This is a genomic window from Neorhizobium sp. CSC1952 (assembly GCF_030378245.1).
GTDB classification, from domain to species: domain Bacteria; phylum Pseudomonadota; class Alphaproteobacteria; order Rhizobiales; family Rhizobiaceae; genus Neorhizobium; species Neorhizobium oryzae_A.
In genome coordinates this window covers 2154397-2169995 of sequence record NZ_CP128416.1, presented here as the reverse complement: position 1 = coordinate 2169995, position 15599 = coordinate 2154397, and the positions used below count along the sequence as shown (strand labels likewise).

Annotated in this window: 15 protein-coding genes; 6 read left to right on the top strand and 9 right to left on the bottom strand. The window is 61.9% G+C overall.

What is annotated here, in order from left to right:
* Positions 1-2 precede the first annotated feature (2 nt).
* On the bottom strand, positions 3-3131 hold the full coding sequence (locus QTA58_RS10655) for a helicase-related protein (protein ID WP_289673116.1): 3129 nt from the start codon (positions 3129-3131) through the stop codon (positions 3-5).
* A gap of 705 nt (positions 3132-3836) precedes the next feature.
* On the opposite strand from QTA58_RS10655, the gene QTA58_RS10650 reads away from it, so the two are divergent.
* Both QTA58_RS10650 and QTA58_RS10645 read left to right on the top strand, forming a co-directional pair.
* The gene (locus QTA58_RS10650) at positions 3837-3992 is read left to right on the top strand and encodes a DUF3309 family protein (protein ID WP_081952972.1); all 156 of its coding nucleotides are present in this window, start codon (positions 3837-3839) and stop codon (positions 3990-3992) included.
* Positions 3993-4033: 41 nt separating this feature from the next.
* On the top strand, positions 4034-4288 hold the full coding sequence (locus QTA58_RS10645) for a YMGG-like glycine zipper-containing protein (RefSeq protein ID WP_085419770.1): 255 nt from the start codon (positions 4034-4036) through the stop codon (positions 4286-4288).
* A 252-nt stretch (positions 4289-4540) separates the two neighbouring features.
* Here the strand turns inward: QTA58_RS10645 and QTA58_RS10640 are convergent, their stop codons facing one another.
* Positions 4541-5269, bottom strand: a complete 729-nt coding sequence (locus QTA58_RS10640; protein WP_289672745.1) for a beta-ketoacyl-ACP reductase — start codon at positions 5267-5269, stop codon at positions 4541-4543.
* A 142-nt stretch (positions 5270-5411) separates the two neighbouring features.
* Entirely contained in the window at positions 5412-6593 is a 1182-nt protein-coding gene (locus tag QTA58_RS10635; RefSeq protein ID WP_289672744.1) for an acetyl-CoA C-acetyltransferase, read from the bottom strand.
* Between the two features lie 268 nt (positions 6594-6861).
* Between QTA58_RS10635 and phaR the strand changes: the two genes are divergently transcribed.
* Entirely contained in the window at positions 6862-7437 is a 576-nt protein-coding gene (phaR, locus tag QTA58_RS10630; protein ID WP_085419773.1) for a polyhydroxyalkanoate synthesis repressor PhaR, read from the top strand.
* 118 nt (positions 7438-7555) lie between these two features.
* Here phaR and rpmF read toward each other — a convergent pair whose 3' ends face one another.
* The 3 genes from rpmF to mtgA all read right to left on the bottom strand — a co-directional run bounded on the left by rpmF (position 7556) and on the right by mtgA (position 9260).
* A complete protein-coding gene (rpmF, locus tag QTA58_RS10625; protein ID WP_003535764.1) occupies positions 7556-7741 on the bottom strand; it encodes a 50S ribosomal protein L32 in 186 nt (61 codons plus the stop codon).
* A 147-nt stretch (positions 7742-7888) separates the two neighbouring features.
* A complete protein-coding gene (locus QTA58_RS10620; protein ID WP_289672743.1) occupies positions 7889-8536 on the bottom strand; it encodes a glutathione S-transferase family protein in 648 nt (215 codons plus the stop codon).
* 70 nt (positions 8537-8606) lie between these two features.
* Positions 8607-9260, bottom strand: a complete 654-nt coding sequence (gene mtgA, locus QTA58_RS10615) for a monofunctional biosynthetic peptidoglycan transglycosylase (protein ID WP_289673114.1) — start codon at positions 9258-9260, stop codon at positions 8607-8609.
* A 223-nt stretch (positions 9261-9483) separates the two neighbouring features.
* On the opposite strand from mtgA, the gene QTA58_RS10610 reads away from it, so the two are divergent.
* Entirely contained in the window at positions 9484-10398 is a 915-nt protein-coding gene (locus tag QTA58_RS10610; RefSeq protein ID WP_289672742.1) for a polyprenyl synthetase family protein, read from the top strand.
* A gap of 18 nt (positions 10399-10416) precedes the next feature.
* On the top strand, positions 10417-11058 hold the full coding sequence (locus tag QTA58_RS10605) for a LysE family translocator (protein WP_289672741.1): 642 nt from the start codon (positions 10417-10419) through the stop codon (positions 11056-11058).
* Positions 11059-11077: 19 nt separating this feature from the next.
* Here the strand turns inward: QTA58_RS10605 and QTA58_RS10600 are convergent, their stop codons facing one another.
* The 3 genes from QTA58_RS10600 to QTA58_RS10590 all read right to left on the bottom strand — a co-directional run bounded on the left by QTA58_RS10600 (position 11078) and on the right by QTA58_RS10590 (position 14504).
* On the bottom strand, positions 11078-11737 hold the full coding sequence (locus tag QTA58_RS10600) for an OmpA family protein (RefSeq protein ID WP_289672740.1): 660 nt from the start codon (positions 11735-11737) through the stop codon (positions 11078-11080).
* Positions 11738-11936: 199 nt separating this feature from the next.
* A complete protein-coding gene (ispG, locus tag QTA58_RS10595) occupies positions 11937-13187 on the bottom strand; it encodes a flavodoxin-dependent (E)-4-hydroxy-3-methylbut-2-enyl-diphosphate synthase (RefSeq protein ID WP_289672739.1) in 1251 nt (416 codons plus the stop codon).
* Positions 13188-13316: 129 nt separating this feature from the next.
* Positions 13317-14504, bottom strand: a complete 1188-nt coding sequence (locus tag QTA58_RS10590; RefSeq protein WP_085419779.1) for an MFS transporter — start codon at positions 14502-14504, stop codon at positions 13317-13319.
* A 213-nt stretch (positions 14505-14717) separates the two neighbouring features.
* Here QTA58_RS10590 and QTA58_RS10585 point away from each other — a divergent pair, with 213 nt between their 5' ends.
* Positions 14718-15599 carry a DMT family transporter gene (locus QTA58_RS10585; RefSeq protein WP_289672738.1) on the top strand — a complete coding sequence of 294 codons (882 nt, stop codon included), beginning with the start codon at positions 14718-14720 and terminating at the stop codon, positions 15597-15599.

Genomic DNA, 15599 nt, shown 5'->3' with positions numbered 1-15599 from the left:
CCTCACTTCTTCATCTGCTCCTTGAGAGCTGCAAGTTTTGCAAAGGGCGAGTCCGGATCGATCGGCTTTTCCTTGCGCGGCGGCCTGGCCTCGAAACGGGCCGGCTGCGGCGCTTTGCCGCGGTCGTTCCGATCCGGGCGCTGTCCGCCGTCGGGACGCTCCCCGCGGTTCGGCCGATCACCACGATTGTTGTCACGATTGGGCCTGCCGCCGTCCCGGCGTTCACGATCGCGATCCCTGTCGGCGTTCTGACGCGCGTCTCGGCGTTCGCCGTCCCGCCGGTCGTCACGGCGCCCCTGGCCTCCCTGGCCCGCTTCACCGGCGGCGTGGCGCTGACCGCCATGCCCGCGACGGTCCCCGTGCTGGGGGCGCCCGCCCCTCTGGTTGTCGCGGCCGCCGCCTGGGCGCCAGAGGAGAACCGGCTTCGGCTCTTCCGCCTCGGCAGGTTTCGCAGCTTCGGATTGAGCCGGCTCCGCCTGCTCGGCGGCCACCGGTTCTGCCGCGACCTCTTCGGCCGGAGCGGAGGCTGCAATCACTTCCGGCGAAGCTTCCGCGGTATCGCCTGCATCCGCGTCGTCGGCCGGCGAGGCTTCCGACACTTCTTCCGCCGTTTCCGGAGTGGCAGCGGCAGCGCCCGTGGTGCTCGCCTCCTGGCTTGCCAGGAAAGCCTGCGCCTCTTCCGCCTTCACGGAATCGGCGCGATAGCCGAGACCCTTCAGGATCTCCTCCATATCGTCCGGCGTCGCGCCGAGAATGGAGAGCATCGCGGTGGTGGTCGTGAAGCGGCGGCCGTCATAGGCCCCTTCCGGGCGCGGCGTCGTACCGGGCTTCCACTGAAGGAGCGGGCGGATGAGGTCTGCCAGGCGCTCGAGGATATCGATGCGCACCGCACGCTTGCCGAGGAACCGGAAGCCCGCAAGCTTGTAGAACATCCGCTCGAAGCCCGGATCGGCGACGACCGAGGTGCGGCCGGCGGCGAGCGCAGGAATGAGATCGCCGTATCCCGGCTTGTCGAGACCGTCGTTCTTGAGCGCCCAGAGGAGCGTGATCAGTTCGGCCGGCGCCGGCTTCAGCAGCATCGGCATGAAGACATGATAGGCGCCGAAGCGGATGCCGTAGCGGCGCATCGAGGCACGCGCATCCTGATCGAGCGACTTGACCTCGTCGGCGACATCCCGGCGGAAGAGCACCCCGAGATTCTCAACGAGCTGGAAAGCAAGCCCTTTGGCAAGACCCTGGAGGTCCTCGGCGCGCGACAGGTCGTCGAGCGGTTTCAGGACGGTCGCGATATGATGATTGACGAAGCGCTCGATACGGGCGAGCACATGCTCGCGGGCGTTGCCGGTGAGCTGTTCATCGGACAGAAGGATGACGCGCGGACGCATGACGTGGTCGCTTGCGGCAAGACGGGCGACGGGTTCGCCGAGCCAGCGCACGAAACCGTCGGAGCCGACGGCGAAATCGCTGTTGCCCGACGCATAGAGTCTCGCTGCGCGCGCCTCGAATTCCAGCGCCAACGCCTTCTGGGCGGCCGCCTGCACCGCCTTGGCATCGGGGCCTTCCGCTCCCGCAACGGGCGAGAACCGGAATCCGGCTAATTGCCCGACGTGATGCCCCTCCACGAAGACATCACCATTCACACTGATTTCAGCTTCCAGCATCGCATTCTCTCTCAGGCGCTTCATGAGCACAGATGTCCTGCGATCAACGAAGCGTTTCGTCAACCTTTCATGTAACGCGTCCGACAACCTATCCTCTATTTCCCGTGTCTTTTCTTGCCAGTGTGTCGGATCGGCAAGCCAGCCGGGGCGGTTGGAGACGTAGGTCCAGGTCCGGATCTGCGCGATTCGGGCCGATAACGTGTCGATCTCGCCATCGGTCCGATCGGCACGATGGACCTGTTCGGCCATGAAATCCTCGTTCACCGTCCCGTAGCGCACAAGATCGGAGAAAAGAGTCGAAATGAGGTCAGCGTGTTGCGCCGGCGTAATTCGGCGGTAATCCGGCAGGGCGCAAGCTTCCCACAGTTTCTCGACCCGTTCCGGCGTCGTCGCGGTATCCTTGATCTCCGGATAACGAACAAGATAATCAAGGGATTGGCTGTCCGTCGCGGGAAGCGCCCTGGCAAGCCCCGGCACGGTCGGCGGCGCATCGAGGCTTTCGCGCAGTGCCCGCAGGGAAGAAAAATCGAGGTTCTTCGAACGCCACTGCAGAACTTTCACCTGATCGAACTGGTGTCCTTCGATCCGCTCCACCAATTCCTCGTCGAACGGCTCGACCTGACCGGTCACGCCGAATGTTCCGTCCCTGAGATAGCGGCCGGCACGGCCGGCAATCTGCCCGAGTTCGGCCGGATTGAGGTTTCGGAACTGATAGCCGTCGAATTTCCGGTCCTGCGCGAAGGCGACATGGTCGACATCGAGGTTGAGGCCCATGCCGATCGCGTCGGTCGCGACGAGATATTCCACATCGCCTGCCTGATAGAGCCCGACCTGGGCATTGCGGGTACGCGGGCTGAGGGCGCCGAGCACCACGGCCGCGCCGCCGCGCTGGCGGCGGATGAGTTCGGCGATCGCATAAACCTCGTCGGCCGAAAACGCGACGACGGCCGAGCGCTGCGGCAGGCGGGTGATCTTCTTCTGACCCGCGTAAAAGAGCTGGGACAGACGCGGACGCTCGACGACGGTTATCCCCGGCAGCAGCTTTTCGAGGATCGGCCGCATGGTGGCCGCGCCGAGCAGCAGGGTTTCATCGCGGCCTCGCAAATGCAGGATACGGTCGGTGAAGATATGGCCGCGCTCGAGATCGCCGGCGAGCTGCACCTCGTCTATCGCAACGAAGGAGGACTTGGTCTCGCGCGGCATCGCCTCGACGGTGCAGACCGAAAAGCGGGCATGAGGCGGAGTGATCTTCTCCTCGCCGGTCACCAGCGCGACCTGCGGCGCTCCGACCTTCTCCACCAAACGGGTATAGACCTCGCGCGCCAGCAGCCGCAGCGGCAAACCGATGACGCCGGTGCCGTGCGCGACCATGCGCTCGATGGCGTAATGGGTCTTGCCGGTATTGGTGGGGCCGAGGACGGCGGTTACGCCGCGCCCGCTAAGCATCATGGGCTGGAAATTCAAAGCCAGGTTCCGCGCAATCAGATAAGGCACCGGCTTCCGCTTCCGCGAAAACCCGGAGCCACGCCACACATGGCGATCCGCGCCCCTAAACGCAAGCCTGAAGAATGGTTTTGCAACCGAAGAATCCCTGCAGTCCCGGGCTTGAGCCGGCCTTTGAGGAAGAGGCTCCTTCCGGCGAAAGAACAGACGCGAACGAATCGGAGACGAATCGCAGACTCAAGGGGATTCAGCCTTTGTTCACGACTATATATTGATCCGACTCCATTCGCCACCACGACATCCTGAATCGGGACGGCATTTTCTCCCCCGACCGGCCCAAGAGCCGTTCCGGAGGGGACGTTCACAGAGAATCTGAAGAGTCAATCCGTTGATATGATTAACCTTTTTTAAACGGATTCAGCGTTCTGGACGTTGAGACGAGGCTGAAATTAAGATTCGGATCAAAGCTGGAACGAATCGCTGACGAATCGCTCACATCCCCGCTTTCCGCTTTTGTTCTCACAACATGTGGTAGGTGAACGCCAGGATGAGACGCAAGAAACCCGGAAGACGATGGCATCCGCATCCGAATCATTCATGCGCGTGTTAACGTCGGCTAACGTCTTTTAACCACACGTGACAGGGTAGCGGCTTTGAGTGCTGGAACAAAAATCGTTGAGCTACGTTTTCTCGCCAAATCCGTACCAGATTGCCTAGCGGAGTGGAAAAATCATGCTCGGAACCGTGTTGCTCATCATCCTCATCCTGCTATTGATTGGCGCATTGCCGAATTGGGGCTATAGCCGGGGGTGGGGATATGGCCCGTCGGGCGGCTTGGGCCTTGTCGTCCTGATCATCATTATCCTGCTGCTGATGGGCAGGATCTAAGAGCGGCGCAGCCGTGTGTACCAAAGGGAAGGGAAACTGACATGAAGAAGATTCTCATAGTAGGCTGCATGATCGGCGCTCTGGCCTCCTGCACCTCCACCGAGCGCGGAACGGCGATCGGCGCCGGTACCGGCGCGGTGATCGGCGGTGTTGCCACCAATAGCTGGGGCGGTGCAGCGGTTGGTGCCGTCGCAGGCGGCCTCGTCGGCGCTGCGATCGGCGAGTCCGAAAAACGCCGCGGCTACTGCGTCTACCGCGACCGTTATGGCCGCACCTACGAAGCACGTTGCCGCTGATCATCGATCGGCAATTCAAGGCCTTCAAGACCGGCGCCCGAGCAATCGGCGCCGGTTTTTGTTTTGGCTGAAAGTCCTCGGCGTTAACCTCTTGTCCAAAGCCGGAACGAATCGCCGACGAATCGGCGACATCGTTTGTTTCCCGGTTTGTTCACCACGATATGTCGTAGGAAAACAATATGTTAACCATAAAATCGGCAGGCTCGACGCACGTTTTGAGGCACAAACCGGCCAAGGGGTTAACGTCGGACATCAGCCGGCCATGAACTGGCCGCCGTTTGCCGTGAGCGTCGATCCGGTGATGAAGCCTGCCTCGTCGGAGGCAAGGAACACGACGCATCGGGCAATCTCTTCCGGCTCGCCGAGGCGTCCGACCGGAATTTGCGGGATGATCCGCTCGTTCAACACCTTCTCCGGCACGGCGCGCACCATTTCGGTGGCGATATAGCCCGGGCAGATGGCGTTGACGGTGATGTTTTTCGCAGCGCCCTCCAGGGCCAGCGCCCGGGTGAAACCGAGATCGCCGGCTTTGGCGGCAGAATAGTTCACCTGCCCCATCTGCCCTTTCTGGCCGTTGATGGAAGAGATATTGATCACCCGGCCGAAATTGCGCTCGCGCATGCCGCTCCAGACCGGATGCGTCATGTTGAAGAGGCCGGTAAGGTTGGTGCCGATCACCTCGTTCCACTGGTCCGGGGTCATCTTGTGGAACATGCCGTCGCGGGTGATACCGGCATTGTTGACGAGGATTTCGACAGGACCGAGTTCGGCTTCGACCCTGCCGATGCCTTCTACGCACGCTTGATAATCGGATACATCCCACTTGAAGACCGGAATGCCGGTCTCGTCGTGGAAGGCCTTCGCTTTTTCGTCGTTGCCGGCGAAATTGGCCGCGACCCGATAACCCGCAGCCTTCAACGCACTGGAAATCGCCGCGCCGATTCCCCGCGTTCCTCCCGAAACCAATGCCACTCTGCTCATGCTGCCTTCCCCTTCCGGTATCGCTCCGATCCTTCTACGTGATCGGATACTGACTTATTTTGACAGGCTTTCGTCAGAGCGATAGCCCGCCGACGCAGTCCGGCTGCGCTGGCAGGCTAGCCATCCACAAATGCCACAGCCATCACATGGCTTCGAGGCACATGGCGACGCCCATGCCGCCGCCGATGCAGAGCGTGGCAAGTCCCTTTTTCGCGGAACGGCGTTTCATCTCGAAGAGCAGCGTATTGAGGATACGCGCTCCGGAAGCGCCGATCGGATGGCCGATCGCAATGGCTCCGCCGTTGACGTTGACGATCGAAGGATCGAGGCCGAGATCCTTGGTGACGGCACAGGATTGCGCCGCGAAAGCTTCATTGGCTTCGACGAGATCGAGATCGCCGATCCGCCAGCCGGCCTTCTCCAGCGCCTTGCGCGAGGCCGGGATCGGCCCCGTTCCCATGATCTGGGGATCGACGCCAGCCGTTGCCCAGGAAACGATGCGCGCCATCGGCGTAATGCCGCGACGAGCGGCTTCCTCTTCCGTCATCAGCACGGCTGCAGCCGCACCATCATTGATGCCGGATGCATTGCCCGCCGTCACCGTGCCTTCCTTGTCGAAGGCCGGGCGGAGCTTCGCCATGGCGTCGAGCGTCGCACCCGCGCGGATATATTCGTCGTTCTCCACCGTCACGTCACCCTTTCTCGTCTGGATGACGTAGGGGATGATCTCGTCCCTGAAACGGCCGGCGGCCTGGGCAGCTTCCGCCTTGTTCTGGGAGGAGACGGCGAACTGATCCTGCTCGTCGCGGGAAAGCTGCCATTGACGGGCGATATTTTCTGCCGTGATGCCCATGTGATAGCCGTAAAAGGCATCCGTCAGGCCGTCCTTGATCATGGTGTCGATCATCTTGAAATCGCCCATCTTCACACCGCCGCGCAAATGCGCGCAATGCGGCGCCATGGACATGGATTCCTGACCGCCGGCGACGATGATCTTTGCGTCACCGAGCGCAATCTGCTGCATGCCGAGTGCCACGGCGCGAAGCCCCGAGCCGCAAAGCTGGTTGACGCCCCAGCCGGTCGCCTCCTTCGGCACGCCGGCCTTCATCGCCGCCTGACGGGCCGGGTTCTGGCCCTCGCCGGCCGGCAGCACCTGGCCGAGGATGACCTCGTCCACTTCGGATGGATCGACACCTGCGCGAAGAAGCGCGCCCTTGATCGCTGCGGCACCCAGCTCATGCGCCGGGACATTGGCAAACGCGCCATTGAACGAGCCGACGGCGGTACGTGCAGCGGATGCGATCACGATGGATGGATTGGTCATGGACGTCTCCTCTTATTCGGTATTTGCAGACGAGACTGACAAAGCTTGGTCCCAGAGTCAAACGAGCGTCAATCAGGCTCGAACATTCCGGCACGCCGCAAACGCTTTCGAAAATGATCTTTAGATTCCGCGAATTTGCTGCGCAACAAAGCGGTCGCCGCGCCGCACAAATCGATTGTCAGCCCGCGTCATTTAGGCTTACATTCCTGTCGGGAGAAGCATGCCATTCATAAAAACCAAACCATATTGACGGGAGCAGGAGGCAATCATGGCGAAGACCGAAGGCGAAATCATAATCAAGAAATATGCCAACCGGCGCCTCTACAATACGGGCACCAGCACCTACGTGACGCTGGAGGACCTGGCGAAGATGGTGAAAAAGGGCGAGGAATTCGTGGTCCAGGACGCCAAGACGGGCGAGGACATCACCCATTCGGTGCTGACGCAGATCATCTTTGAACAGGAATCGAAAACGGGCAACACGCTGCTGCCGATCTCATTCCTGCGGCAGCTGATTTCCTATTACGGCGACCAGATGCAGATGGTCGTGCCGACCTTCCTCGAACACTCGATGAAGACCTTCACCGACCAGCAGGCGCAGATGCGCGAACAGATGACGCGCGCCTTCGGCGATACGCCGCTCGGGAAGAACCTGCAGGTCCCGATGCAGATGATGGAAGAACAGGTGCGCCGCAACACGGAAATGTTCCGACAGGCTCTGCAGATGTTCTCGCCTTTCACCGCTCAACAGTCTCAGCCTGCTGCCAAAAAGGCGGATTCCAAGGATATCGACGAGCTGAAGGAACAGCTCCGCAACCTTCAGAACCGGCTGGACAATCTCTAAAAGCTTTCAGAAGCCGATCGAGACGTGGCGGCCCGGTGGACGGGTCGCAATACAGGCATCGCAGAAACAGAAAAGGCCGGCAAAGCCGGCCCTTCAAGCGAACTTTCGCGGCAAACGCTTACGCGTTTTCCTTCGGCGTCAGGACCTGGCGGCCACGGTACATGCCGGTCTTCAGGTCGATGTGATGCGGACGGCGCAGTTCGCCGGAGTTCTTGTCTTCGATATAGGTCGGGGCCTTGAGCGCGTCAGCGGAGCGGCGCATACCGCGCTTCGACGGGCTCGTTTTTCTCTTCGGTACAGCCATTTCTGTTACTCCACTTCGTGCAAAACATGATCCCCGGCCGCAACTGAGGCCGAACTCATCACGTCTCGATCTCGGAAATTTGGCGGGCTTATACATGCCCGGCGGGGCTTTGACCAGTCCCCAGCCGGAAATTTTCGCGAATTCCGCCTATGCCTCGTCTTCCGGAACGATCCATGGTTCGATCAGGGCCGCTTCCTGCCATTTCAGCCAGGCCGGATGCGACTTCATCGCTGCCATGTAGGCGAGCGTTTCGTCATCCGCCACCAGATCGTAGACATCGAAGCGGTTGACGACGGGTGCGAACATCGCATCCGCGCCGGTAAATGCACCGAACAGGAACGGGCCGCCGGATTTCGCGCGAAGCTCCCGCCAGATCGTCTGGATCCGCGTGACGTCGTCCATCACCCCGTCCGGCAGGTCGATCTTGCGCTTCGGCCGGCGGATGTTCATCGGGCAGGCACCGCGCAGCGCCCGGAAGCCCGAGAGCATTTCCATGGAAATCGAACGGGCAACAGCGCGATCCGCCGCGCTCTTCGGCCAGAGGCCCTTGTCGGGGAAAAGCTCGGCCACGTATTCGATGATCGCCAGCGACTCCCACACCCGGACATCGCCGTGATGGAGCACCGGTACCCGGCCGGTGGGCGAAATCGGCTTGAACTTCGGATTGCCGGCAGGAAAGTCGAAGGGGATCACCACGTCCTCGAAAGGAATTCCCGCCGCCGTCATCGCGATCCACGGGCGGAAGGACCAGGAGGAATAGTTCTTGTTGCCGATATAGAGGGTGAGCTTTTCCATGAGCCTCTCCGGTTGGTTCATTCAGGCTATAATCGCGCCAGCCGGATACGACCAATGAAATCCAAAGAACTCAATCATAAATGCACTTGATGTAATCGCCGGAATTGCGCGCCCTCCGCTCGACGACGCCTGCCAGACGCTGGACACCGCGGCTGGGCTTGCCGGCGACCCGCGTGATCGGATTGGGAAGCGAAACGGCGAGCAGTGCAGCCTGGCGGGCGCTGAGCTTCGAGGCCGGTACCTTGAAATGATATTGGGCGGCCGCCTCCGCGCCGTAAATGCCCGGCCCCCATTCGGCGACGTTGAGATAGATTTCCATCATCCGCCGCTTCGACCAGACGAAATCCGCGCCGATCGCCAGCGGCAGTTCGAGCCCCTTTCTGACGAAGGAACGGCCGTTCCAGAGGAAGAGGTTCTTTGCCGTCTGCATGGGAATGGTGCTGGCCCCACGCGTCGTCTCCCCTTCCAGAGCATCCGCCACGACGCCCCGCATCTGCGTCCAGTCGACCCCGCCGTGGAAACAGAATTGCCCATCCTCCGACATCATAACCGAGCGGACGAGATTGGGAGAAATATCGTCGATATCCACCCAGCGCCGGTCGTAGCCTCGCAACAGCACCAGTTCCGACAGCATCAGCGTCGAGACGGGGTGGATGAACGGCAGGGCATAGATGAAAATGAGCAGATAAGGCAACAGAACGAGAGCGATCGCGATCCGCACCATCCGCCGGATCACCCCGCTGGGAAATAGGTGCCGGCGCCGTCCGCCCCTCACGGGCTCCTCCTCCTGCGCGTGCTGTTCGGGCGTAATGTCCAATGTCCCGCTCGTCCCTCGTTTCGGGTTTCATAGCCGCTCAATCCGGCCAAGGCGAGTCCGGTACCGAAAACTTCCCGTGACCTGATAAATCGCCGTTGCCAGCCGGCAATCGGCATGCCAAACAGCGGCCATGACGGACACAAAGACGGCATTCGAGAGACGCCTGCGGCAGAGTGCCGCCGAGACGGAAGCCCTGCTTTCGTCGCTGCTGTCGGATAGTCGTCTCTCCGATGAGATCGCGCGGCCCGCACATCTCATGGCCGCCATGCGTCACGGATCGCTGAACGGCGGAAAACGGCTCCGGCCGTTCCTCGTCCGCGAGAGTGCGGCCTTGCTCGGCGGATCGTCCGGCGCCGCCCTGCGGATCGGCGTGGCGCTGGAATGCCTCCATTGCTATTCGCTGATCCATGACGACCTGCCCGCCATGGACGACGACGACCTGCGCCGCGGCCGCCCGACGGTGCACAAGGCCTTCGACGAGGCGACCGCGATCCTCGCGGGCGACAGCCTCCTCACCTATGCGTTCGACATCATCGCCGCGCCGGAAACCGAGCTTGCCGACCGGCTGAAGACCGAGCTCGTCCTTGCCCTTGCCCGGGCCGCAGGACCCGGTGGGATGACGGGAGGGCAGGCCCTCGATCTGGCGGCGGAAAAGAACCCGCCGGACGAAGCCGGCATCGTGACGCTGCAGGCGATGAAGACCGGTGCGCTCCTGCGCTTCGCCTGCGAAGCAGGCGCCATCATCGCCGGATCGGACCCCGGACATCGCGACCGATTGCAGGCTTTCGGCCGGAAGATCGGCCTCGCCTACCAGCTCGCGGACGACCTCCTCGACCTGACCTCCGACGCAGGAACCCTGGGCAAGGCGACGGGCAAGGACGCCGCCCGCGGCAAAGGCACGCTCGTCGCGCTGCATGGCATGGCCTGGGCCGAAGAGCGACTCGACACTTTGACGGAAGAGGCCGTCGAACTGCTTGCGCCCTATGGCGAAAAGGCGCTTACTCTGCAGGAGACGGCACGCTTCATCGCCAGCCGAGACAATTAACACCTCCGGGAGAAGAGCATGCCGGACGTCCTGAGTTACCTGCCATATATGTGGCCAGCCTATGTCGCCTATCTCATCAATGTCGCAAGCCCCGGCCCGGCCAATTTCGCCATCATCGGCGCCTCGATCTCACAGGGCCGCCGTGCCGGGCTGATCACGGCACTTGGCATCAGCTGCGGTTCTTTCACCTGGGCTTGTGCCGCAGCACTGGGACTGGCGGCCTTGCTGCGCAACTACGCCATCGCCCTGGAAATCCTGAAGGTGCTGGGCGGCCTCTACCTGATCTATCTCGCCTGGAAAGCCTATAAATCCGCTCGCCTGCCGGATTCCAAAGCGGCGATCGGCAATATCAGGACAAGCTATACCGCCCGCCAGCTATGGCTGCGGGGTTATGCGATCCACGTTACCAATCCGAAGGCGATCTTCGCCTGGCTGGCAATCATCTCTCTCGGCCTGCCGCAAAATGCACCGGCCACGGCCATTGTCCTGATTGTCGGCGTCTGCCTTGCCTCCAGCCTGATGATTTTCATCGGCTATGCAATGCTCTTTTCGACACCGCATGCCCTGCGCGGCTACAAGGCCGCGCGGCGCTGGATCGAAGGCACGATGGCGATCTTCTACAGCGCCGCCGGTCTGAAGTTGCTGACGAGCCGCATCTAGGCGGCTCGCTCTTTTCAAATCAGCCTTGCGTGATCGGCGCGATCTGCACCTCGACGCGGCGGTTCTGCGCGCGCCCGTCAGGCGTCGCGTTGGAGGCGACCGGCTGCGACGGACCGAAGCCCATCGTCGACATGCGGCGCTGGTCGACGCCGCGGCTTGCCAGATAGTTCGCGACGGAAGCGGCACGACGCTCGGACAGGCCCTGGTTATACTGCAGGCTGCCGGTCGAGTCCGTATGGCCGTTCACGTCGATATAGGTCTTGCCGAACTTGTTGAGCACGATCGCGACGGAATCCAGCGTGCGGTAGAAGGGCGGGATGACCTGGTCCTGGTCGGTTGCGAAGGTGATGTTCGACGGCATGTTGAGGATGATGCGGTCGCCGGCACGGGTGACGGAAACACCGGTGCCCTGAAGCTGCGCGCGCAGTTCGGCTTCCTGGTTGTCCATATAGTTGCCGATCGCACCACCGGCCAGACCGCCGATAGCGGCGCCGATCAGCGCGTTGCGGCCCTTGTTGCCGCCGCCGATGACCAAGCCACCAAGCGCACCTAGGCCGGCACCGATGGCAGCACCGCCGGCAGTGTTGGAAACCTTTTGTTCCCCCGTGTAGGGGTCAGTCGTGGTGCAGGCAGAGAGATAGGTCGCGCAAAGCGCAACGATTGCGATTTTCTTGAGCATGTAATCGATGTCCCCGTCGTCTGTGGCGACATCTGATTTACCATGAATTGCGGCAATAGCGAGGAGAGACGGCATGTCCTTGCCTTTGACCACAGATGAGAGAACGGACCTGTGTTATCCGTGCATTATCCCGTTATCCGCAGCAGGACTCAGATTCATGCTCGCAGCCTCGGCGACAACCGCCATCGGCTCACAGCGGCTATTCCGCTGCCGTCTTCCGGCCGAAACGATTTTCGATATAGTCGATGACCAGTTTCTCGAAATCGGCGGCGATATTGGGGCCGCGCAGCGTCATCGCCTTCTTGCCGTCGATGAAGACGGGAGCAGCCGGCGTCTCACCGGTACCGGGCAGCGAGATGCCGATATCCGCATGCTTGCTCTCGCCCGGACCGTTGACGATGCAGCCCATGACCGCGACGTTGAGCGCCTCGACGCCCGGATATTTCTCGCGCCAGACCGGCATGTTCTTGCGGATGTCGTTCTGGATGTTCTGCGCAAGTTCCTGGAAGACCGTCGACGTGGTGCGGCCGCAGCCGGGACAGGCCGCGACGACCGGCACGAACTGGCGAAAGCCCATCACCTGCAGCAGCTCCTGCGCCACCTGCACTTCGCGGGTGCGATCTCCGTTCGGTTCCGGCGTCAGCGAGACGCGGATCGTGTCGCCGATCCCCTGTTGCAGCACATATCCCATGGCGGCCGACGAGGCGACGATGCCTTTCGATCCCATGCCGGCCTCGGTGAGGCCGAGATGCAGCGCATGATTGGAGCGCTCCGCAAGCATGGAATAGACGGCGATCAGGTCCTGCACCTGGCTGACCTTGGCCGACAGGATGATCCGGTTGCGCGGAAGGCCGATCTGTTCGGCCAGCTCGGCCGAAATCAAGGCCGACTGCACGATCGCCTCGTGCATGACCTGGCGGGCAGAAAGCGGCGAACCCTGCTCCTGGTTGCGGTCCATCAGCGTCGTCAGGAGATCCTGGTCGAGCGACCCCCAGTTGACGCCGATGCGCACCGGCTTGTCATAGCGGATGGCCATCTCGATGATGTCGCCGAACTGCTTGTCCTTCTTGTCCTTGAAGCCGACGTTGCCGGGATTGATACGATATTTCGCGAGAGCCTCGGCGCAGGCGGAATGGTCGGCAAGCAGCTTGTGGCCGATATAATGGAAGTCGCCGACCAGCGGCACGTCCATGCCGAGACGCAGCAGCCGCTCGCGGATCTTCGGCACGGCGGCTGCGCTCTCGTCGCGGTCGACGGTGATGCGGACGATTTCGGAGCCTGCCCGGTAGAGAGCGGCGACCTGCGCCACCGTCGCATCCACGTCCGCGGTATCCGTATTGGTCATCGACTGGACGACGACGGGCGCGCCGCCACCGACGATGACGCCGCCGACATCGACGGCAACGGTGGCGCGGCGCGGCTTAGGGTCGTAATCGACGGGTGAGGACATTCAGTTTCTCGTCGTCTTCAGAATGGGAGCGCTTTTCAGGTGGCGTATGGTTTGCCGCTTGTCAACCGGCTCGACGCTCACTTTATCGCACCGCCGCGCCTCCTTCCAGCTTGGCGGATCGACGCGGCCTCAATGATGGGCATTGTCCGCGTGCCTGGCGAGCGGCGACAGCAGGAGCACGACCAGGATCAGCGCCGACAGGCCGGCAAAGACCGCCGCAAGCCCCGTATGCTCGGCGATGAAGCCAATCCCCGAGGGCGCCACGAGAATGCCGGAATAGCCCATGGTCGTGACGACGGAAAGACCGACGCCCGCGGCCATGCCCGGCAGGTTGCCAGCGGCCGAGAACGCGATAGGCACGATGTTGGAAATGCCGATACCGGTGAGCGCAAATCCGGCGATCGCGATCGACGCATTCGGTGCGAAACCGATCACCAGCAAGCCGAGAATGGATATGACCGCGCAAACGCGCAGCGTCAGGACGGCGCCGAAACGGTCGCGGATAAGGTCGCCGGCAAAGCGCATGGTCGCCATGGTGAGCGAGAAGGCTGCAAAGGCGAAGCCGGATAGAGTAACGGACGCTCCGAGTTCGTTGCGCATATAGAGCGCGCCCCAATCGAGGATCGACCCTTCCGGGATCATGCAGAACAGCGCCATGATGCCGATCAGCCAGGGAAGCGGCGAGAGCGGCAGGCGGCTGCCGCCGCGCTTGTGTTCGTCCGGATGCGGCGCGTCGTGCAGGACGACCGGCCAGGCGGCGGCGATCATCAACGCGGCGAGGATCGTGACAAGGATCGCATGCGCCGAGACGCCGATATGCTCGATGAGGAAACCGCCCGTCGAGGATCCCAGGAGACCGCCGAGGCTCCAGAAGGCATGACAGGAAGACATGATGGCCCGGCGCATGTGTTTCTCGACCGAGACCGCATTGGCGTTCATCGCCACATCCATTGCGCCGATCAGCCCGCCGAACAGGAAGATCGCGACGGCTCCGGCCCATATGTTCCCGACCCAGGTGAGAAGCAGAAGCGTCGGCGTGAGCAGGACGGACGTGTATTTGGAAACCCGGCTGGAGCCGAACCTTGCAATCTGGCTGCCGGCAATCGGCATCATCACCAGCGACCCCAGGCCGAAGATCAGGATCATCAGGCCGAGCGTGCTCTCGCTTAATCCGAGGCGGCTGGCGAATTCCGGAATCTTCGGAGCCCAGGCACCGATCATGAAGCCGTTCATCAGGAAAAGCAGCGCCACGCCCACGCGTTCGCGGGTGATGAAGGCGCGAGGTTCGGAGGGGCGGGTAGAAGCGCGGGTATCCATGAATCAATCCTTCAAGTTGCCGCGACCATCATTTAAATCGATTGAATTTGCAACCGGTCACGACAGCTCCCCGTCTCACAAATTGTATCTGAAGGAAACCTGAACAACGCCGGAAGCCGAGATTGACAGTCGCGGCAAACTCCGGTTTCTGGCATCGATCTGAGATCATTTCGACCCAAACCACAGTCTCCGGCATGCCGGCTCGGTGTCTCCTTGAAAACTCCCTACGGCCTCGGCATCCTGCTGGTCACTCTCTCCTATTTCGTCTTCAGCACGCATGATGCGGTCATCAAGCTGCTGGTTGAACAGGTAACGGTCTGGCAGATCCTGTTTTTCCGCAGTGTCACGGTCTGCACCTGCTGCCTGTTGATCGGCGGTCCGCGCCTGGCACATCGGGCAGCCACGTCCAACATCGTCAAGCCTATGGCGATCCGCAGCCTGTTCCTCATCACCGCCTGGCTTTCCTATTACACTGCTGCGAAATCCCTTCAGCTCGGCGAACTCACCACGCTCTATTTCGCAGCGCCGGTCGTTGCCACTTTGCTTGCCGGACCGATGCTCAAAGAACATGTGACCCTTGCGCGCTGGATCGCGGTCTTCGTCGGCTTTGCCGGCGTCATCGTCGCCAGCAATCCGGTTGGGCTCACGATCTCGCTTCCCGTCTACCTGGCGCTGCAGGCCGCCTGCCTATGGGCCTTCTCGACGGTGCTGCTCCGGCGCACCGCCTTGCACGAAACGAGCCTCGTGCAGATGACGATCACCAATTTCTTCTTCATCCTGCTGACCGCCGGCATGCTGATCGTCGAATGGAAGCATGTCGATTTCGCCACGACCGCCATGCTGTTCGGCGTGGGACTGCTCGGAGGCTTGGCCCAATACTCCTTTTTCGAAGGCATGCGTCGGGCGCCGGTTTCGGTGCTGGCGCCTTTCGAATATACGGCGCTCGTCTGGGCCTTCGTGCTCGGCTACCTGATCTGGGGCGATGTGCCCGCCGCCAATGTGACGCTGGGCGCGGTCCTCATCGGCGGCGCCGGCCTGCTGATCATCTTCGGCGAGCGGTTCGGCCGGAAAGCCAGCACCAGCGAAGGCGGCTGA